16 protein-coding genes are annotated in these 22,068 nt (G+C 38.2%); 10 read left to right on the top strand and 6 right to left on the bottom strand.

Going from position 1 to position 22,068, the window contains the following annotated elements; genetic code table 11:
- Positions 1-107: 107 nt before the first annotated feature.
- From RMB13_RS16625 to RMB13_RS16605, 5 genes are all read right to left on the bottom strand, one after another.
- A complete protein-coding gene (locus RMB13_RS16625) occupies positions 108-1,124 on the bottom strand; it encodes a fimbrial protein (RefSeq protein WP_311085826.1) in 1,017 nt (338 codons plus the stop codon).
- Positions 1,121-3,682, bottom strand: a complete 2,562-nt coding sequence (locus RMB13_RS16620) for a fimbria/pilus outer membrane usher protein (protein ID WP_311085825.1) — start codon at positions 3,680-3,682, stop codon at positions 1,121-1,123. Before RMB13_RS16620 ends, RMB13_RS16625 begins: the two co-directional genes overlap by 4 nt.
- Positions 3,683-3,740: 58 nt before the next feature.
- On the bottom strand, positions 3,741-4,472 hold the full coding sequence (locus tag RMB13_RS16615) for a molecular chaperone (protein ID WP_155120886.1): 732 nt from the start codon (positions 4,470-4,472) through the stop codon (positions 3,741-3,743).
- Positions 4,473-4,560: 88 nt separating this feature from the next.
- Positions 4,561-5,094, bottom strand: coding sequence for a fimbrial protein (locus tag RMB13_RS16610; protein WP_003651778.1), 534 nt, complete (start codon positions 5,092-5,094; stop codon positions 4,561-4,563).
- A 499-nt stretch (positions 5,095-5,593) separates the two neighbouring features.
- Positions 5,594-5,884 (bottom strand): hypothetical protein, encoded by a 291-nt coding sequence (locus RMB13_RS16605; RefSeq protein WP_017390715.1) that lies wholly within the window; start codon positions 5,882-5,884, stop codon positions 5,594-5,596.
- A 1,037-nt stretch (positions 5,885-6,921) separates the two neighbouring features.
- On the opposite strand from RMB13_RS16605, the gene RMB13_RS16600 reads away from it, so the two are divergent.
- The 8 genes from RMB13_RS16600 to RMB13_RS16565 are packed head-to-tail and all read left to right on the top strand — an operon-like array spanning position 6,922 to position 16,630.
- Positions 6,922-7,980 carry an ABC transporter substrate-binding protein gene (locus RMB13_RS16600; RefSeq protein ID WP_132069849.1) on the top strand — a complete coding sequence of 353 codons (1,059 nt, stop codon included), beginning with the start codon at positions 6,922-6,924 and terminating at the stop codon, positions 7,978-7,980.
- A gap of 12 nt (positions 7,981-7,992) precedes the next feature.
- Positions 7,993-8,703, top strand: coding sequence for a class II aldolase/adducin family protein (locus RMB13_RS16595; RefSeq protein WP_045432357.1), 711 nt, complete (start codon positions 7,993-7,995; stop codon positions 8,701-8,703).
- A gap of 33 nt (positions 8,704-8,736) precedes the next feature.
- Entirely contained in the window at positions 8,737-9,930 is a 1,194-nt protein-coding gene (locus RMB13_RS16590; RefSeq protein ID WP_311085824.1) for an LLM class flavin-dependent oxidoreductase, read from the top strand.
- A 10-nt stretch (positions 9,931-9,940) separates the two neighbouring features.
- Positions 9,941-11,512 (top strand): ABC transporter substrate-binding protein, encoded by a 1,572-nt coding sequence (locus RMB13_RS16585; protein WP_311085823.1) that lies wholly within the window; start codon positions 9,941-9,943, stop codon positions 11,510-11,512.
- Between the two features lie 5 nt (positions 11,513-11,517).
- Complete coding sequence (locus RMB13_RS16580) at positions 11,518-12,669, top strand: ABC transporter permease (RefSeq protein ID WP_281833824.1); 1,152 nt, start codon at positions 11,518-11,520, stop codon at positions 12,667-12,669.
- Positions 12,666-13,514 (top strand): ABC transporter permease, encoded by an 849-nt coding sequence (locus RMB13_RS16575; RefSeq protein ID WP_311085822.1) that lies wholly within the window; start codon positions 12,666-12,668, stop codon positions 13,512-13,514. The genes RMB13_RS16580 and RMB13_RS16575 overlap by 4 nt, the downstream gene beginning before the upstream one ends.
- Positions 13,515-13,516: 2 nt before the next feature.
- Positions 13,517-15,334: an ABC transporter ATP-binding protein gene (locus RMB13_RS16570; RefSeq protein WP_311085821.1), complete on the top strand. Its 1,818-nt coding sequence runs from the start codon at positions 13,517-13,519 to the stop codon at positions 15,332-15,334.
- A 27-nt stretch (positions 15,335-15,361) separates the two neighbouring features.
- Positions 15,362-16,630 carry an acyl-CoA dehydrogenase family protein gene (locus tag RMB13_RS16565; protein WP_311085820.1) on the top strand — a complete coding sequence of 423 codons (1,269 nt, stop codon included), beginning with the start codon at positions 15,362-15,364 and terminating at the stop codon, positions 16,628-16,630.
- Between the two features lie 338 nt (positions 16,631-16,968).
- On the opposite strand, the gene RMB13_RS16560 is transcribed toward RMB13_RS16565, so the two are convergent.
- Entirely contained in the window at positions 16,969-18,021 is a 1,053-nt protein-coding gene (locus tag RMB13_RS16560; protein WP_311085819.1) for an ABC transporter substrate-binding protein, read from the bottom strand.
- Positions 18,022-18,304: 283 nt separating this feature from the next.
- On the opposite strand from RMB13_RS16560, the gene RMB13_RS16555 reads away from it, so the two are divergent.
- Together RMB13_RS16555 and RMB13_RS16550 are read left to right on the top strand one after the other, a co-directional pair.
- Positions 18,305-20,116, top strand: a complete 1,812-nt coding sequence (locus RMB13_RS16555; RefSeq protein ID WP_311085818.1) for an ABC transporter ATP-binding protein — start codon at positions 18,305-18,307, stop codon at positions 20,114-20,116.
- A complete protein-coding gene (locus RMB13_RS16550) occupies positions 20,113-21,945 on the top strand; it encodes an ABC transporter ATP-binding protein (RefSeq protein WP_311085817.1) in 1,833 nt (610 codons plus the stop codon). The genes RMB13_RS16555 and RMB13_RS16550 overlap by 4 nt, the downstream gene beginning before the upstream one ends.
- The last annotated feature ends 123 nt before the right edge of the window (positions 21,946-22,068 follow it).

Raw genomic sequence — 22,068 nt, 5'->3', positions numbered from 1 at the left:
TTCCTATCGCGTTAAGTATTAAATTTTTAGAAAATAGTGATAAAGTAAAACTTATTATTAGTTTTTAAATATTTGAAATTATTAAGTTTATAAACTATTGAATATGATTAATCATATTCAATAGTTACAGTAGCCATGGCACGCACTTTACCAGGCGTAACATTTGCTGCAGTTTGATAGTAACGAGCTGTTAAAGGAACATCATATTGAATGGTTTGATTTGATTTCACAGTTCCCAGTTCTAGTTTATTACCTAGACCAATAACTTGATTCTTATTTTGATAATTCCATAAAAGTTGAACCCCAACACCATTTGCTTTAGTTGCATTTGGTTCAAGATTTTTTAAAACTTGGGTATTAGTGCCGTCTTGTTGATAATCAAAACTCAAGCTAATGAGGTTTTTCTCTTCATAACCAGTTGGGTTGATACCACCATTACACAGAATATTGAGTTCAAAGGATTGATCTCCTTGAGTTGAACCAACACCTTTAAACCCAGCTTTTGTAACTGTTGGTAGCTGTACCTGCTTATTAATAGCGCCACGCCATTCACAAGATGAAGAGGCAATAGTAATTGCGTTACCATATACACTACTTGTTAAAAATGGGCGATCACTTCGGTTTCCAGCATAATAAGTACTATAAGTACCAGGGACTAAAGTACCAGAACCAGTGTTCTCAGCTGTTTTCACAATTTCTACAACAAAATAACCTTCCGCAAGGTTAATGAGAGTCCCTGGAACATTACGTGTATAAGGATAGTAACCAGAGAAATTTCCAGCGTTAAACGCTTCACGATAGAGGCGAATACCAATACCTGGGATATTTGTTGAATAGATACTATCCCCAAGTGAACTAATTGGGTAATTTTGTAATAGCCGCGCTACCATCATATCTGAACGACTACAGGTATATGTAGTATACTTATCTGGTCTAATCTCAAAAAGTGATTTAACCAAAACTTTACCTACAGGATCACTTGGTCGTACTACAACTCGTCCAACCTGCATCGGAATATCAATTGTTCTGAAACTTGGGCTAGTCGTACATGCTGCTTCGACTCCTGTATTAATACAAAAACTTAATACTACTAAAGCACCACTATTTAAAAGTAATTTTTTCATTTGCAGACAGCCTCAGTCATTACCATGCTTTGTTGCTTATTTTGCAACTGATTACTGATGTTGTACTCAACCGAACAACGTTCATTACTTTCGTCGCCCCATTTCACATAAAGACGATCTTGAGCAAGTGGCGTACGTAAGTAAATCATACTACCTTGCGCAACAATACCTACAGCTTCATCTTTCTGATTAAAGACTTGAGCTGCAAACGGTAAACTGTTGCCGTCTGCTGTTTTACTATTAATGTAGACTGCATAACCTGTCTTGGTCGTAAAATCTACTTTAGCAATTGCGCCAGCAAAAGGTGCAATACGTTGACTCGTTTCTTCAAGTTCTACTTGGCTCGACATCTCTTGTGGGTCAAGAGTAATGTCGTTAAGGCGGTAAGGCGTTACATATGGAATAACCGCATAACCAGCCTTATTCACACTTAAACCAACTGTGTTATTAACTTTTGCTCCAGCTGCATCAGGTGCATGCACAAGTACCATAGTTTGACCTTGCTCAGGTCCAAATAAAATACCTTCTGAATGCGCAACCACACTACCACTTAAGCTAACCATTGCTTGTTGGTAAGAATCAGCAATACTATAAGAGCCGCCAACAGTTGCATAGTTAGTACGATAACGACCATTTGCGTTAAATGATGGATTTGCGTAGTCCTGATGCGATACAGAAGCACCATAACTAAAGCGATCACCAACCATTCCGCTTGCGCCAACAGTACGGCTATCTTCAGAAGCAGTAACATTGACGTTGACTGAGTTCTTCTTGAAGTTAATTGGGAATGAAAGCGTCATTAAATATTCAGTATCATGTGACGCATCATTTGAACCATACTCAACCTTACGGTTAATTGCAGATAAACCATAAGTTAAACCATGGTAGTTATTGCTATAACCAATTTGGTACTGTTTAGTACTTTCGCTACGGTTCCAATAGTCAACCCATGAGCCAACCACATAGAAATTACCCCAACCTTCAGGAAGACCTTGGTTTAAAGTAATTTGGAATTCACTGCGCTGATGACCCGCAGCAGCATAGGTATTGACACCTTTTTCTTCTAAATCGCGAATAAGTAGAGCATCTCGTAATTTATAGAAGTTTTCTGTCGAGTAACGATATGCAGCAAGGGTTAAGTTTGTGTTGGTTGGAGTAATTAACTTACTATAACTTAAACGGAAACTTTGCCCAGATTGTGATGACTGCTTTTCAAAGTCAGCCTCAGAGTGGGTAACATCTAACGCAACAGCCCCAATTGGTGTAGCAAAAGCAGCACCTAATAACACAGCGGCATAGTTTTCCGTTGCTTGGATGCCTGTATAGCCCGTTAGGTAGTTGTTAATCCCTTGCTGATATTTACCTTGAACAACCCAAGGATTAATATCAATGTCTTGATCGCGGAACTGACCCACAGTTAAAGAGTAACGGTTTACACCCGGACGCAACATTTGTACAACTGAAGCATAGGGAACCGAGAATTTTTGTATTTGGCCATTTGCTTCAATAATAGAAACTTCAATCTCGCCACCAAAACCAGTAGGGTAAAGGTCGTTAATTTCAAAGTTACCTGGCGCAACAGTTGTTTGATAGATAAGTTGGCCTTGTTGACGAACTTCAACTTTTGCATTGGTTTTTGCATTACCACGAATACGAGGGGCATAGCCCAACATACTATTTGGTAACATTCGATCATCACTTGAGAAATCAATACCACGATAACCAATAGAGTCAAATACTTCGCCGTTTGTAAAACTATCACCTAGCGTTAAAACACCGCGGTATTTAGGAAAGGCTCTTTGTAAATATGTACTTGTTTCTTGATAATCAGATTTAGATTGATTTTCAGCAGGGGTATCTTGCCATTGCCATTGGCCATTATGACGTAATTGCCAACCTGCTACATTTAGTCCAGCAGTCACGCCCATAAATGCGTTTGTTGTTTCGCTTCGGTCACCAGACTGACTAAATGTTTTATAGGCACTACCACTATAAGATAGAAAACCAGCATTAATGCCTCGATCCCATACACTTGGATCGACATAGCCTTGCGCATTTTTTTGCAAAGCAACTTGCGGAATCGAAATATCTACACGTAAACGAGATGTATCAAATTCATAAAATGCATTTTCAACCCACTCTTCAATTTTATAACAACTATTATTTTCTTTTTGAAGGGTAGTATGTTTAGACAAAACGTCTTGTTTAACACCGTACTCAAGGAGGTTCATTCCTGTAAAGCAAGTTACAGCATTTTTATTAGGGTCTAATGCTTTAAAGACCATGCGACGTTTACCAAACCATTGACCATTTACATATAGGTCAACATTATATTCACCAGGTAAAACAGGGTTGCCGTATTTAAAACGAGAAATATCGACTTTTTGTGCATCCCCAATTAAAAAAGCAGAATCGAATTCAGCCTCTACGGGAGCACTCGTAGCTGTTTCTTCAGCATGCACGAATACAGGCATTGTCATTGTAACAACACCAGAAGCCAAGTAGTAACAAATATGGCGTTTTAATAATTTATAAGATTCTTGCCTTTTTTTTGGCATAGCTAAGTCCGCCTACACATATAGGTGCTTAAATTTATTAAAAAGATAAATCTGATTACTAAAGTTTTATTGGGTGTTCGACTCGACCACCGTAGTCATTGACATTAATAAAACTCATATCTTGAAGATTGCCATTCTTAAGCTGAACTGACGCTTCAGAAAAAGGCTTAATCATTAGACCTTGAGGTAGTAAATCAACTTTTTTATCACCTGCCTTTTGGTAAACAGAAGTCAGCGTAATATGAAAAGGGGTAGGATTTTTTACCGTTAAATTTTGACCAGATTTAATCCATTGAAGCTTATCTGATGCTAAATTCGCATCTTCTTTAATCGATGATGGACGATAGAAGAATTTAATGCGTGAGCGAATTGCAAGTTGCAGGAAATTATCAGGTGTCGTATCTTCACTTTTTGAAGTAGGTCTAGGTGGAATATCTAAAATATTCAACCACAAAACCGTTTCTTGCTTCTGATTTAATTGAGAAGCATTTGGCAAAGCGGTAATACGAAGTGTCTGACTTTTCGTTGCTTCAACACGAGAAATTGGAGGTGCAATCATAAAAGGAACTTTTGATTGGTCCGGTGTACTTTTTGGGTCACCTTCGTCAATCCAAGCTTGGACAAGTGCTGGCTTTGAACCGTTATTGCTAACTTGTAGCGTAACTTCTCTAGCATCCGACGGATAAATTACACGGGTGCCATGAATTACAATTTCTGCTTGAGTAGCAGGTGCGACAACCGCTGAAGCAAATGCTAAACCTAACAAAAAATTATAACTGTTCAATTTCATTTTTCGAGTTCTCAACCAAGAAAGATTCGGGAAGGTGTTACACAAAACAGGGCTTCCATGCGAACATAGAAACCCCGCTATCAATTAATTATTGATAGATAATTGTGTATTGAACAGAAGTAGTTACTTTACCAGCAGTAGAAGCGCCAGTTGCATAGTATTCAGCATAGTAGTTAAGGTCAGCACTTGCGCCTTCAGCTACGTCAACCCATTGAGAGTTAGCTTGAGCACCATTTGCACCCGCAGCAAGTACTGGGATGAAGTTGTTGTTGTTACCTAAAAGTTGAACGTTAACGTTTTTAGCACCAGTAGCGTCTTGGTTAAGTAAACGACCAGTATTAAAGTCAACAGTTGCACCTGGTTCGAAGTAAGTAGCTACTTTACCTTGTGAACAGTTAGCTAAGTTGATTTGGAAAGGAGTACGACCAGCAACATCCCCAGCAACAGCTAAAGTTTGTTTAGAAACAGTTGGAAGAGTAACTGTGAAGTCTTTACCAGCTGGGGTAACGATGTCACAAGTTTTGTCTGTAACTAAACCATTAATTGTAATTGTACCATCAGCAGCTTGAGCATTCGCAATCCCTACAACCGAAAGAGCAGCGATCAAAGCAAGTTTTTTCATAGTGTTTTCTCAAAAGTCTGGATAAAAGTTTATTTCCTTACTTTTCCAGTGTTTGACATCTTGAAAAGTAATGCGGCGATCTTAACACTTATCAAACAAAATGCAAACTAGATCACATTATTTTTTCATAATTTTAATTAAGTCACGCTCTAAATTTGGCATACAAAGCGAGAAATAACAGCTTATATAGCTGTTTATAAAAGTTTTTTTATTTTATAAAAAAGAGATACGACGGAAAAAAGCAAGTTACATAAGAACACTATGCAAATAGAAAAGAATTGAACAATTTATGTGAAAAATAAGCTTAAATTCTTAGAATACAATTATATAGAATAAATTATGCATATGTATACAGAAAAAACATACAAATAGTCACTTTTTATAGAAAAAGAGTGACTCATCCGTTAAATCATCAAAATGTGCGATGAGTTCGACAAATCACTCTTTGATCACACTCATTGTAGGAATAGCCTCAAATGCTATACATACCTACAATAAGTTAATGATAGTTGATAAGCACGATTTTGTGATTGGAACCTATGCTTTCAATGCTAGTGTCCATTTTCTCAGTATGTTGAGCTAAGTTAGAAAGACTATTTTTGTTTAAATATTCACTATCAAGTTTAATATTTAAATTATTTACCTCAACACATTCTATCTCGCTATGTTCTGTTGAACATGTATCTTCAACAATATTTCCTCTTATCATTATTGTGTTATTTGCATAACAAAATAATGGGGAAGTGGAAAGCACCATCAGAATAAGAAGTTTAAAAATATTATTTTTCATTTTATATACCTATTTATAAAATAGTTTATATATATTTGATACAATATTTTTAATTTAAAAACAATAATTAAGTTCAATCTAATAAAAAAATATTAATTTTAATGTGATATAAATCACATTAATTGCTTTAAATAATGTAATAGTTAAAATTTATTAACCCATATTAATAAATATAATGATTATAATCCTTTGAAAATTATTATCTACAAATTAAATCATTGATATTTATATTTATTTAATAAATTTAGCTCAATATATCAACAAAATAAAATTAAAAAACCAAATGATATATGATTAAACATTTAATAAATATGTAATTTATTTTTTGTGATCCTAATTTTTACATTGCATGATAATTATAGAGAAATAAGATTCTAATTTTATTTAAAATGTGATTTATTTAACCTTTTATTTATAAATAAAAAATAAATTCACTTTATTTATTGAAGACAATTACTATACTGCCAATAAATTGAAATTAATCACACATTTTAAATATATTGAGGTACAAAAGATAATTTTAGTTTTTCGAAATATTTAAAAGTTCCTGTTACAATTTAAACGTGTACGATCTTTTCAAGATCAAATTATATAAAGTAGAAATATGAGTTAGATCAAAGCATAGTAATATTTAAACTTGATGAAAATCACTGTTTAATTGAATTTTATAAATATTATTTGATTGCTGAAAACTTTATTCTAGAAAAAAATATTTTAAGAAAGCGACTAGAGCATTATCTACAACATTTAACGCTGTACATACCATCTGTAGACTCCGCTCTACTCCAACAATAAATACTCAACTTGCAAACAGAACGAGTTCTAGGGCGGCTGATTGCATGATTCTGCATTTTTGTAAGTTATGTCTGTCGGAGGTAAGTGTTGATAAAACAACACTGGTATTGAAAAATGATGAAATATAAACATTTCCAGCCCAAATGTTTTTAAATAAGTTGTTGAAAATAAATAATAAATTAAATTGGCATAAAAGCTGCTCAATGTGACTGATGAAAGTGGAATTATCCTAAGGAATCCGTATGTCACTTGTAGTAGATAAAAAAGAAAATTCTAAAGAATTTGTAAAAAACATCCTGTCTGAAATTTGGGTTACTCGATGTCCTGTACCCACAGCAACAGGTATTTCCTTAAAGCGCGGCACTCTGGTTAAAAAATTTGAAAAGCACGGCATTGATGTTGCTGTATTGCAAGATGCGCGTAAAGGTTTGTCGGTTCATCATTTTGATCATCAATTACCCGCGTTGTTCAGAGAAGGGGGCAATGTACCTGCATTAGCTGCTCGTTCCGAAGGTGCACCCAGCCGACTCATTGGATTGACTTGGATTGATGAGTGGCAAGTCATTATTGTTCGACCTGATTCAAACATTAGCCAGCCAGAACACCTAAAAAATGTGAAAGTAGCGTTACCAGAATATGCTGACAAGCGTGCTGGTAGTATTTTTAGAGCCATGTCATTGCAAGGTATTCGTGGCGCGTTACAACTTGCCAACCTCACTTTCCGAGATGTCAATTTTATTGAAGTACCTGAGCGTGCAGGGCCTAAAGAGAATCGTGATGCGAGTACATATTGGTCTGGCCTTGATGCATTAATCACAGGTGAAGTTGATGCTGTGTATGTAAAAGGAGCTTCTGCTGTTGAAGCTGCAACTAAACGCGGCCTCAAAGTTGGTATTGATTTAGATAAATTTGAAGATGTGACTTCTCGTGTAAATAACGGAACGCCTCGTCCAATCACAGTCCATGAAGATTTATTAGAAGATCATTTTGATGTCGTAGTCGATTTTCTTGAAGAGTTATTTGATACGGCGGATTGGGCACAAGATCATTTAGATGAAGTGTTGGTCATTCTAGAAGATGAAACGATTGCAGGGGCTGAGAGTGTTGCGACAGCCTACCGAAATAATTTTCATAAGTCTTTACATCCCTCATTAAGTGAAGAGCGTTTAGAGCTTTTAAGACAACAAAAAGATTTCCTTTGGTTACATGGCTTTTTAGAGCGAGATGTCGATATTGATACATGGGTTGATCATCGTCCTTTACTCGAAGTTTTAAAGCGCCGTCAAAATAAAAAATTTTAAGAGGATTTAATCATGACAACACTTACTCAAACGCCATTGTCTCGTGAACTCAATGACTTTATCGAATTGAACCGCGAAAAAGCTGAATTTGCTTTTGAAGTGTTCCGTGAAACAGGAACAATCACAGCAAATGGAACGGTTAATTTTGTAGAACGTGGGCCTGAAAATACCTTAGTCACTTTTAACTATGCAGGGCCGTGGTCTAAAGATAAAAAAAGCAAAGTACTGGTGGAGACAATTGATGGTGAAGTTTTACTGGGAAGAAAAAGTGCAGGTGGGCGCTATAACAAGCTTTTTAAAGAACATGCAGATGTCACCACAATATCTCATGTACACGCACCGAATTTAGGTGCTTGGGCTCAAACCCATCGTACTTTACCGATTCGTTATGTGCCTGTGCAGCGTTTCCATTTATTTAAAGAGTTGCCGATTTACATTGACCGCCGTCAGGCAGAAGTCGATTTCATTTTAGATCAACTCAAAATTGATATTGAGTATCGAGCCATCTTAGAAGCCAACGGTGGTGCAACCGTATGGGGTCGTCAAGGTCTACAGGAAACAGCTGAATTTATCTTGTTGCTAGAAGAAGGGGCTCAAATTCAGCTTCTCGCAGAGTTAGTAGGCGGTAGCCGAGAATACGGGCAAGGGGTTTTACATCAGCAATGGAAAATGAGCGGTTTGACTGAAAAAGCAAAATCTCTTGGATTGCTCCCCCTCAATTAGATAAAGATTTAAAAAATAAAGATCGAGAATATTATGGCTGTAAAACTTTTATGGTATCTCACGTCTCCAGATGGGCCATATCCTTGGTTGGAATCTGGGCGATGGGATACCGATTATGAACACTTGCAACAGATTGCGATTACCGCAGATCGACTTGGTTTTTACGGTTCACTCATGGGTACAAGTGAGTATGAAACACTTTCTGTTGCTGCAAGTTTAATTCCATTTACTGAACGTTTAAAATTTCTGGTTGCCCAACATCCCGGAGAAGTCCAGCCAGCAGTTTTGGCAAAATATGCTCAAACTTTTGACGCATTTTCTAAAGGGCGTTTGCTATTTAACGTAGTGAATGGAAATGATAAGGGTTTAGCAGCTTTAGGTATTCACTATACTCATGATGAGCGTTATGACTTTAGTAAAGAATATTGGACTGCATTTCAGAAAAACTATTTAGGTGATACATCTGGTTTTGAGGGTGAGTTTATCCAAATTGCTCCACGCTCAGAAGGTGGATCTCCAATGTCAAAATGGCGTGGCCCCACTCAAAATCAGGGTATTCCTTTGTGGGGAGCTGGAACTTCTGCGAAAGGCGTTCAGCATTCTGTTGAATTACTAGATGTGTATTTAAGTTTTGCGAATACGCCGCCATTACTTGGAGAAAAGTTTAACAAGGTTGCGGTTGAGGCTGCAAAAATTGGCCGAACTTTAGAATTTGGCACTCGATTACAAATTATTGTGCGGGAAACAGAAGAAGAAGCTTGGCAATATGCTCAGTCGTTACTTGACAAAATTGATGTAAATTATGCAATCGAAGCTGTTAAACGACAGCTTCCTCCAAATGAAACTTTTGAGAGTTATCAAAGTAACAATCCATCTATTCAAAAGAACTTAGAACAATTACGTCGAGGTATTTTGCCTCAAGCTAAAGATTTTGAAATTTATCCTAATATTTGGACTGGCCCATCTTTATTTGGTTTCGATATTTTAAACCCAGCCGCAGGGACAGCCTTAGTGGGAAGTGCTGAAAATATTGCCAAACGAATTAAAGAATACGAAAGCTATGGCGTATCAGCCTTTATCTTGTCTGGTTTTCCTTTAATTGGAGAAGCCTATCGGGTAGCAGATTTATTGTTCCCATTATTGGAACTCGATCATGGTTTTGAGTTACCTAAGCTCAATAAAAATTCATCCATTGATTCCCTTTTGAATCAAGAAGTCGTGGTTTAAGGGAGAAGGCATGAATAAAATTACACGTAGAGAACTGATTAAACAGACTGGATTAGGTGTTGGCGCTTTTGCTGCAATCAGCCTTATCGGGTGCTCTAAACCAGACTCATCGTCTGAGAGTGCTACTGCTAGTACAACCCAAAATGATACGCCGAAAAAAGGTGGCGTTATCAAAATTGGGGTAATCAATGGTAATCAAGCTGGCAATTTAGATGCACATAAACCTATTGGTATGTCCAGTGCGTTCAGAGGTTGGCCTTTGTATGCAAAATTATGGGAATGGGGCAGAGATATTCAGCCTAAACTCGCACTTGCTGAATTTGCTGAACCAAATAATGACGGAACGAAATGGACCATTCGCCTAAAAAAAGAGCTTGAATTTCACCACGGTAAAACCATTACTGCCGATGACGTTATTTTTTCTTTACGTCGTTTGACTGACCCTAAGCTCGCTTCTCCATTTGCAGCCTATCTTTATTCTTTGCAAAGAGATGCAATTAAAAAGCGCGATGAATACACGGTTGAAATTCCTTTTTCTCAAGGAAAGGGATTGGTTGCTTTACCAGAAGCATGGATGAGCTGGGGTGGTATTGTTCCTACAGATTACGACCCAGTTAAAAATGTCGTAGGAGCTGGACCCTTTAAGCTTGAAAGTTTTACACCGGGTCAGCGTTCACGCTTTGTTCGTTTTGAAAACTACTGGAAAGAAAACCAGCCTTACGCCGATGCGATTGAAATCATTGATTTTAAAGATCAGACGGGGCGTCTTGCTGCCTTGCAATCAGGCCAAATTGATATTGCGTCTGGTGTAAGTGCGGAGCACATTGCTTTAATTCAAGCCAATAAACGACTAAATCTGGTTTCATCTGAAACAGATGCTTGGCAATCATTTGATATGAATACGTCTAAAGCACCGTTCAATGACCCACGAGTGCGACAAGCTATTCGACTAATCGCCAATAGAGATGATTTGGTGAAACGCGCTTTGGCTGGTCAAGGGCGAGTTGCAAATGACCTTTATTCGTTTAGTGATCCTGTATATGACCATAGCATTGCTCAGCGTAAGCAAGATTTAAATAAAGCAAAAGCTTTACTCAAAGAAGCTGGTTTTAATAACAATTTGACAGTCGATTTATATACAGGCCCAGATAGCAATGCGGCATTGGTTTTTGCTCAGCATGCTGCTCAGGCTGGAGTCATCGTTAATGTTAAACAGGTTGAAGCTGCTACCTTTGCTGATGCTGTAAAACAAGATTGGGCATTTAGTACCGGTTCGAACGTTTCACGTCCTTTCTTATTAACAGTCTTGCAAATTGATGGGCCGGGTGCGGCAAATAATAAAACTCGTTTTAAGAATGAGCGCTTTACCGAATTAGTGCATGCGGCATTGCAACAACCCGATTTGGAAAAACGAAAAGTTCTTGTTCATGAAGCACAGCATATTCAGCATGAGCAAGGCGGTTTACTCATTTGGGGCTTTAATAATGTACTTGATGCACATTCGAGCCAAATTGGTGGTGTAACACCTGATCGCACTGGCTTTGCTGCGTGGCGTACTGATGAATTTTGGCGTAGAGGGTAACCGATATGACAATTCAATCCAGTAAAATAGAGGCATCAATCCAACATCCGACAATTGCCAAGTCATTTGAATTTCCTGCGTGGTTACCTTGGTTTTTCACACGTTTGGTATCAGGGGCATTGGTTGTTTTTGTTATTAGCCTCATTGTATTTATTGCCACACAGGCACTTCCATCGGATCCAGCTCGCGTCATTTTAGGTCCAGAAGCACCTGAAGCCACGGTTCAAATACTTCGTGAACAATTAGGCTTGAATGATCCGATATTGGTTCAATACTGGCATTGGTTAAGTCAATTATTACAAGGTAATTTTGGACGATCGATTGATTCCAATGTGCCTGTTTTACAAATTATTCAGAATTATTTTGGTAACACAGTTGCACTCACGAGCCTCGTGATTGTCGTTACTGTACCGATTTCAGTCGTGTTAGGTGTGTGGCTCTCGCTTCATCGCGATAGCAAACTCGACCGTATTATTGTCTCTAGCTCTATTGTGTTTAAAGCAGTGCCAGGGTTCGTTATTGCGATTTGGTTAATGATGTTTTTTTCAACATCGGTTTTACACATATTGCCAGCCGCATCGTTGCTGATTCCTAATGAGTCGCCTTATAGCCAACTAGAGTTTTTAATTTTACCAATTTTAACTTTAGCTTTATCACTCATTCCATATCTGATGCGTTTAGTGCGTGGTTCTATGATTGATGCGCTAGAGTCGGAATATGTGACCTCTGCACGGCTGCGTGGTATTCCTGAGCGACGGATTATCTGGAAACATGTTTTACCAAATGCATTGGTGCCAGTGGTGCAGGGAACAGCATTGACCATCCGAGTTTTGCTAAGTGGTGCTTTAATTATTGAGGTGGTTTTCAGTTATCCCGGTATTGGTAATGCGCTCAATGCAGCAATCGAAATGAGGGATATTCCGACCATTCAAGCGATTGTTTTATTGCTCACCATTTGTGTGGTGGTCGTTAATTTAATTGCAGATTTAATCACGACTTTACTCACACCAAAAATACGAACTGCAAAAAGACATAAAGCACGTTCACCGGGAAGACGTCAGGCGTTACGTTTATGGAAGTCTGGCCGGCCAATTACAGTAAAACCTGTAGACCGTCGCAATGCTTTAAAGAATATTCAGCAAGGAGGTGGGAAATGAGCTCACTTCACTGGTACCAAAGAAACTTTTTTCAAACATTAATTCGTGAAAGACAAGTACGTTTTGGATTTGTAGTCACTACTTTGGTTTTGATTTTTGCACTGGTTGGCCCGTTATTCGTTCCATTTGAGCCCACTGCGTTGGTCGGCATGACTTATGGCTCACCTGAAGGACGTTCATTTTTAGGTTATGACTATATTGGTCATGATGTTTGGTCTCGTGTACTTGCTGGCGGTGCTTCTATTATTTGGATGACACTGGCTGCTAGTTTAGTTGCATTAATTATTGGTTCTAGTTTAGGCATATTTGCTGCTTTTGCCCGAAACAAGATTGATCAGTTCGTGACTTGGCTGACTGATGTTTTTATGGCCTTTCCCGATCTCATTTTAGTCTTACTTATTGTTTCGATGTTAGGTCGGCAACCTTGGCTCATTGTTTTAACGGTTTCAATTGCTTTTATTCCCGGAGTCGTACGTCTTGCACGAAGCGTTGCACTTAATTTAGTGGAACAAGAATATATCGAAGCCGCCCGAATTCTAGGTTACTCAAAAACCTATATTTTATTTCGCGAAATCTTACCCAATATGTTGACGCCGTTATTAATTCATCTGGGGGTGATGCTGACATGGGCAGTGGGCATGTTATCGGGTTTGGCTTTTCTTGGTTATGGTGTGGCACCTCCAGCAGCAGACTGGGGACTCATGATTAATGAAAATCGTGCTGGTTTATTAGTTCAACCGTGGGCTGTGTTTGCTCCTGTCATTTTAATTGCTTTGTTTGCGCTCGGAACGAATGTATTGGCTGAGGGTGTTGGACGTGCAGCAGCTCGGATTGAGGAAAAATAAGCATGACAGATACATTTAAAAATACAGTATTGAGCGTAACAGACTTAACCGTGGCATTGGTAAATACAGGCAATCACATCGTTTCTGATATTTCATTTAGCTTGCGAGAAGGTGAAGTTCTAGGGTTAGTCGGAGAGAGTGGTTCGGGTAAAACGACATTATCGAGTGCCTTACTGGGCTATGCACGACATGGTGCCAAGATTATTCAGGGAACAATTGAGTTAGATGATCAAAATATTCTCAGTTTAAATGATCATGCTTTGCGTCAGGTTCGTGGTCATAAAATTAGTCATGTCGCTCAAGATCCTGGAACAGCGCTTAACCCGGCATTAAGTATTGGGCAACATTTACTTGAATTATTAGAAGTCCATCAATCACAGTTATCTAGTGCTGAAAAATACCAAAAGGTTGCCAAAATTTTAGATGAAGTGGGGTTACCTCATGATGAGCTATTTCTCAAGCGTTATCCCCATCAACTTTCAGGTGGACAACAACAACGAATTTTATTGGCCTTAGCGTTTTTGCTACAACCACGTTTAATTGTTTTAGATGAGCCAACCACCGCCTTAGATGTGACGACACAGACTTTAGTATTGAACATCATTCGTAAATTATGCCGCGAATATAATGTTGCTGCTATTTATGTATCGCATGATTTAACGGTGGTGAAAGACATTGCAGATCGGGTGATTGTTTTATATTCAGGGCGAATTGCTGAAGATGCAGTATTAACCCAACTATTTGAAACCCCTAAACACCCTTATACGCAAGGTTTACTTAACGCCATTCCCGATGTGGCCATTCGTAAATATTTATCTCCAATTGAAGGTCATGCTCCTTCACCAAATGAGCGTCCAGCGGGATGTGCTTTTGCAGTACGTTGTACTTTTGCTACCGAAATATGTCGCAAAAAACAACCCGAATTAACTCAATTAAAAGATGAGTTTGATCCGCATTTTGTTGCTTGTCACCATTCAGATGAAGTCGGTGTGATTAATTTTAAAGAGATTGAGCATCCGGTACGTGAATTAGAAACTGACACAGAAGCGTTGTTAAAAGTTGAACATATTAATGCTTGGTATGGGCAGCAACAGGCACTTTTTGATATCTCATTTCAACTCAAAAAAGGCGAATGTTTAGCATTGGTCGGCGAATCGGGGTCGGGTAAAACCACGTTATCCCGTGTTATTGCTGGGTTGAATGAAAATGCAGACGGCCAAATTACATTAGGGGATGAAGTCTTGTCATTGCGTGGGCAACAGCGTCATTTGCAGCAGCGACATAAACTGCAATATATCTTTCAAAACCCTTATAAAGCGTTGAATCCAGCGCATACCATTGGTCAGACACTCATTAAGGTCGTGCAGCATTTCTTTGCAGCATCTCGACAAGAAGCCATAGAAAAAGTCACACAGGTACTTAAACAAGTCTCTCTGCCTATACAAGTTCAAGAACTCTATCCTAGAGATTTATCGGGTGGAGAACGACAACGTGTGGCTATCGCACGAGCTTTGCTGTGCCAACCTGATGTTTTGATTTGTGATGAGATTACATCTGCTTTAGATGTTTCAGTTCAGGCATCCATCTTGAAATTACTACAATATCTCCAGCAGCAAGGTGTGACCTTATTATTTGTGACTCATAACCTAGGGGTTGTTCGTGCAATCGCCGATCGGGTCGCTGTATTAAAAAATGGACATATTGTTGAATACGGCGAAACAGACCAAGTGCTTAGCCATCCTCAACATATATATACCAAAACTTTGCTTATACATGCACCGAGCTTGTTTAAAAACAACGTGCTTGAAGTTTGCGCATAAAAAAGAACAGATTTTTCGGAGTTAAAAATGAACGATATTAACCAACGTAATTTTTTAGAATTAGGTAGCGTAAGACATATTCAAAGCGAGCAAGAAGCACTTGATATTGCAAAAGAGGTGGCAAATCAACTGAATCAATTTGCTCGAGACCCGAGTTATAACAAAACGGTGCCTTATGATCAGGCTCGCTTAATTTCAGAAGCTGGTTTAACCTCGATTATTGTGCCTAAGCAATTTGGGGGCTTAGGTGCCAGTATTTCAACATTGGTCAATGTGATCAAAATTATTTCATCTGCCGATGGTGGTGTAGGGCAGTTATTACAAATTCACTTCACTATGTTCCGAGGAATTTTAACGGGCTATGACGATGAAATTCGTGATCAATTACTTGCCGATGTATTAAGTGGAAAACGCTTGGGCAATGCACTTGCAGAAGTGGGAGGCAAAGATAAGTTTCAGCATAAAACACGCGTAGAACGAAATGCGGAAGGACAATTAATTTTAAATGGCAGTAAGTTTTATTCTACGGGCTCTTTACTTGCAGAATGGATTTCTTTATTTGCTGGTAGTGATGATGGACCAGTTTCGATTTTAATTCATCGAGATACACAGGGAGTAGAGTTGCTTGATGACTGGGATGCAATGGGACAAAATAATAGTGTCAGTGGCACTGTTATTTTTAAAAATGTGATTGTTGATGAACGTTATATTGCCAAGCGAAATACAGGCGGTTTAGGCACGGTTTTACGTACGGGTCTTACTTGGCCCCAAATTTTACATGCTGCAATGGATACAGGAATTGCCAAGGGGGCATTACAAGGCGGGATTGATTATTTACAACATCATGCTCGTCCTTGGGTAGAAAGTGGTGTTGATTCGCCTACCCATGAATCTCATATCATCAAACAGATTGGTGAATTCGCTGTTTTGGTTCGTTCAGCTGAAGCATTGTTGGATCGTTCGGCACAGATTTTTGAACAGCATTTGGCAAATGTAGAAGATGAAGACTTACAAACTGAACTGATTTTATCGGTTGCTGCTACACGAAGTCAGTCTGATCATGCATCTTTAAAAATTTCGAGTGAAATTTTTGGATTACTCGGGGCAAGTTCAACCTTATCGAAATGGAATCTAGATCGCTTCTGGCGTAATGCTCGAACTCACACCACGCATGATCCAATTCGCTGGAGGCTATATCATGTTGGAAATTATTATTTAAATAATATTCCACCAGGAGAATACAACTCAGTGCTTCTGAAGAAACAGGCGGAAAATGTGACTAAATTTAGTAAATAACCAGAGTTCGAAAGTAAATATGATACTCGGAAACATCATCTGCAACCTGCATGGTTTAAACAAGAGACTGTTTCTACGAGAGGTTTTAATAAATCCAAGAAAAGAACAGGTTTTGCAGATGACAATGCCTTTGGTTACTTTGGGCGAAACCAAAGTAACTCCAGCTGAAAGCTAATCCTAAAATTGGAAGAAACTCGATAAGGCTCCGTTAAAATAATTGTTATTAAAGAGATTAACATTACCGATGCCAACTACTACGATAGTTTACGGTTACTTGAATTTGGATGTTAAAAATAAAAAAGGTTGTCATCAAGACAACCTTTTTGCTTTTTGTATTGTTACGCTACTTGAGCTTGAATAGAAATATCCTGCGCCAGCCATTTACGAACATTAATTTGTGCAGGAATAAAGTTCCAGCGGTAGAGAAAGTCACTCAAGTCTTGTAAAGCAACAATAGAAGTCTCATCAAAGTTAGTGTTCAGTTTTAGATGTGCATCTGCACCGTATGCCGCATGAACCCATTGCTCACTACTATTACATTCTTTTGCTAGATAACGATGGGTTTCATCGGCGTGTGCATGGGCCCATTGTTCTGCTTGTAAAACAGCATCGACGATCGATTGGGCTTGCTCTGGATATTGCGTTAGAAAATCTTCATCGACAGTGAGCGTTCTTGGTGTCCCATTATTAGAGCGTAGAATAGGGTCTGGATGTGAGCCAATATCAATAATGATATGCAGGGCGAAGTCATGAGCAATTTGCGCAGCATGTGCACCTTTTAGAAAAATAGCATCAACATCACCTTTAATTAATGCCACGATTTCTGCACTTGCATTAATTTTGTTGCGATTGCCATAAAAACTAGAATCATTTTCTTCAGGCTGTTGTTGCTGTGCGGCTAAAATATCTGCTCGTAAACAATCAACCAACTCAAGATCGCTCACCTCCAGATTTACTGTTTTTAAGGCATTTTCTAACCCTCGAATAGCCTGTGCGCGAGAGAAATCAATAATTGCATCTTGATTCAGTGGAATTCCAAAACGTTTGTCTTTTAGGTCGGCAACAGTTTTGATGTTTGAATCATAGCGTGTTAACAACAATTGAACTTCATCAGCCCAAGATAAGCCAATCACTTTAGTTTTTTGACCAGATGCATATGCCCAGATTGCAGGAATACTGCCACCATGTCGAACTGAGTTGGCAAGGGTATGGTTAAAATGAGAGTTACGAATATCTTTTGAATTTGATTCTCGAATTGATTTTATTTCAATCTGCTGCTCATTAAACTTTTCTTTGAGCCAACCTTTTTGAATTGAAATGCCTAGACCAGTTGGTACAGGGCAGCGTGTATACCAAAGTGTGTTTAATGGTTGAGTTTGAAGTGTTGTCATCATGACATCCTTTTGTGGTTTTCATGCTTTAAAGCAAAATTGATGCCACTCAATAATTTATTGATATTTAATGATTATTTTTGATATCGTTTTTTATGATGTTGATATATCAAATTTTGTTGCGATTACAGCAAATCATTTACGCTAGTGTTTTAAAATCAACACCCCCATAAATAGTTAACTATAAAATCAATATAAAACAATAATTTAAAATCTTTTTAGAGATCATTAATTTGGCATGAATATCGCAATAAAACGGAATCTTAAATTTTTACTATCTTTTATGTTTAAAAATTATCCATTATTACGAAGTTTGGCTTTATACCGTTTTATGCCATTTCGTTTCTTATTGACGGCGACCTTATTTGTTATTGCAAATATAGGGTTAGCACTCCAACAGTATTCAATCGGACATGCGATTGATACCTTAAAACATAGTGAACGAGAAACCTTATTTCAGCATGCTATTTCTGATCCTTTAAATCCTTGGTTTTGGTTCATTCTACTTGCGAGTATTGCTGGTATTAGGGCTGTTATTCAGTATTTGGCAGGGCTAAGTGCTTTAAGCATTGGCCAGCAATTACTAAGTATTTTAAGAGAAAGAATCTTTAGCCAAGTACAGCATTTAGATGTTTCATGGCACTGGAAACATGGGTTAGGAGAGGTGCTATCTCGAACAACCCGTGATTCAGATAAATTAAAAGAAGCTCTTATTAATTTTTGGCGTCAAGTATTTGAATCAAGCCTTGTTGTTACTATAACCGTTGGACTCTTGTGTTGGTATCATCCTTGGCTCGGCCTAGTCCCTTTATTATTTATTTTTCTAGGGCTGTGGGTCCTCTTTAAACTGACCAATCAATTAGTGGTGCTGGATCATCAAGTCGCATCCGCCTACGAAAAAGTCAGCGATACCTTAGCAGAAAGCGTGAATGGAGTACGGGTAGTCAAAGCGTTCCAACTTGAAGAGAAACTTTTACAGCGTTTTAATCATGCCGTAGATCTATTTATTCATCACTCTATTCAAACCATAAGCACAAGTGCGAAACGCTTGCCCATTCCACAAGTGATTATTGCGTGTTCTTATTTATGGGTGATTGGCTTTGGTGCTTATTTAATTGGCCAAAACGAGTTGCAGGTGGGGCAGTTTGTAGCTGCGATACTCATGGCAAATTTATTGGTGTTTCGTATTGAAAGCATTGGTCAGGTCTTACAAATTTTTGCTGATGCTCGCTCTTCGGCAACAAGAATATGGCAAATGCTAGATGAGAAGTCCGCAATTGAAGACCAACCACACCCTTTGCAGTTGCAATGGCGTGATGGGATAAATATTAGATTAGAAAATGTAAGCTTTCAGGATAAAACAACACAAAAGTTTATTTTAAAGCAGTGTCATGTTGAATTTCGTGCAGGTGAAATCGTCACTGTCGTAGGCAAAACTGGCTCAGGTAAAACCACCTTGATGAATTTACTTAATCGGTTTATTGACCCAACAGAAGGGCAAGTCCGGATTGGTTCTGAGCAACAGGGATGGATCAATATCAAAGATTTAAGCCTGTTTGAATTACGCCATTTAGTTCAGATCATTCCTCAAGAAAATTTCTTTTTTAGTGGCACACTGGCAGATAACTTAAGAGTTGCTAAGCAAGATGCAACTGAGCAAGAGATGCGAGACGCTTTACATTTAGCTTCCGCATCAGAACTATTACAACGGCTTGATGATGGATTAGACACTTTGATTGGAGATAAAGGCGTTACTTTATCTGGAGGACAAAAACAGCGGATTGCATTGGCTCGTTCTATCTTAAAAAACTCGCCAATTTTAGCCCTAGATGACTCAACCAGTGCTTTGGATTCGACCACAGAAAAACAGATTTTACAGCGTCTATCAGCGCTTTCTGATATGGGAAATCATTTTAAGAAAACCATTATTATCAACTCAAATAAACAAACCACGATTGCTTTATCTGACCGAATTATTGTTATAGATCAAGGGCAAATTATTGCTCAGGGAACACATAATGAATTAGTACAAAGTTGTTCATTCTATCGAGAGTTGATGGGTTTTGAGTTGCCACAACAGGAGCTTGAAGCATGAATACAAGTGTTAAAAATTTCCATCCGTTCGCAAAATCAGCCGATCTACAAATCGAAGAAAATTTGGCAAAAACCTCAATTCATAGAGGGATGTTGACGAAACTTATTCCTTTAATTTATCCCATTCGTTATTTGCTACTTGCTTTGATTGCAGTAGAAATTTTGCAGGTGATGAGCGTTTTTGTTCGGCCTTGGGTTGTGAAATATATTTTAGATTCAGGCTTTCAACAAATTGCTGGGAAAATGGTGCTACATCAGCCCGTTTTATTGATTGCAATTAGCATTTTAACGTTGAGTTGGATTTGCCGTTTTACTTTAGCGGGGGTATCAAAATATTTGTCAGGCCGAGCAGCTTTAAAAGTGATTAATGGTTTAAGACGTACTTTGTTCCAGCATATTCAAAGTTTAAACATTGGCTATTTTGACCGTACTAAAGCTGGCAGAATTATTTCACGGGCAGATCGTGACGTTGATACTTTAGAGCCTGTTTTAATACAAGGACCACCCGAATTACTTTCAGCGATTTTGCGTTGTGGTCTGGCTTCAGTTCTTCTTTGGTATATTTATCCACCATTTTTCTGGTGCTTATTTGCGACTTTACCAATTTTATTTGGGATGACAGCCTTTTTTAAAAAGTCATCGCAAAAACATTGGGGACGAGTTGCCGAAGAACGCAGTCGATTTACTGCCCATTTGGTTGAAACTGTAAATGGCGCAAAAATCATTCAGCAGTTAAATTACACCGAAACAAATCAATTCCGTTATCAAGATTTATTAAAAGATTTTAATAACGCTATTATTTATGGCAGCAAGCGGACCAGTTGGTTTGCACCCTTTACAGGACTACTTTCGACTGTAGCCACTGCCGGATTTATTGTGATTGGTAGTTATGCCTATAGTGGTGGAATGATTAGTATAGGGCAGTTTGCAGAGAGTATTTTCTATGTGTTTTTATTCTTAGCTCCCTTACAGGAACTTACCGATTTATTTGAACGTTATGCAAATGGAGCGGCATGTGCGCAACGAATATTTTTACTTTTAGATACGCAATCTAGCATTCAAGAACAACCGAATGCTGTGAAGCTTGAACAGTTGAATGGTCATATTCGATTTCAGTCGGTACATTTTGCTTATACCCATAAGCCTGTTTTACAAAATTTTAATTTAGAGATTGAAGCTGGAAAAATAATTGCGATTGTAGGGCCAACAGGACATGGGAAAAGTACGATTGTCCAGTTGTTAACGAGGTTTTATGAACCTCAGCAGGGCGGAATTTTTCTAGATCGTTACCCCATCCAAAATATTCGTCTTGCCAGTTTAAGACAGCATGTGAGTATTGTTTTACAAGATAATGTTTTATTTAGTGGAACGATTTTAGATAACTTGCGTCTAGTCCAACCTAATGTTTCAGATCAGGTGCTTATCGCGGCAATTGAAGACTTGGGGGCAGATGAGATTTTGCAACAACTTCCACAAGGGTATTTCACTGAGGTAGGAACCCTCGGTAAAAACCTCAGTCATGGGCAAAGACAGCTTGTTTGTTTGGTTCGCGCATATTTGGCAAATCCTAAAATATTAATCTTAGATGAAGCTACTTCTGCAATCGATATTTATACCGAGCAAAAAATACAATATGCACTCAGACGCTTATGCCAAAATAGAACATGTATTGTCATTGCACATCGGCTGAGTACCATCCGTGAGGCCGACAAAATTGTGGTGATCGAAAATGGTCATGTTGTAGAGCAAGGTTCACATGAACAGTTAATACAGCAACAGGCCGCATATTTTCAGTTATATCAGTCGTATCTTCAAAATCAACTGGTCTAAACATCTTCGAAATTTAAAACTGTAGTTTTATAAACATTTTTTTGAATCATTGTTTAAATTTAAACAATGATTCTTTTATTTTAATTAATTAACCAATTGATAATAAATAATTTAATTATTGGC

The sequence above is a fragment of the Acinetobacter sp. V102_4 genome (assembly GCF_031799005.1).
Lineage (GTDB): Bacteria > Pseudomonadota > Gammaproteobacteria > Pseudomonadales > Moraxellaceae > Acinetobacter > Acinetobacter calcoaceticus.
The sequence above is the reverse complement of the archived record's forward strand: the minus strand, read 5'-3'. Positions and strand labels throughout refer to the sequence as shown.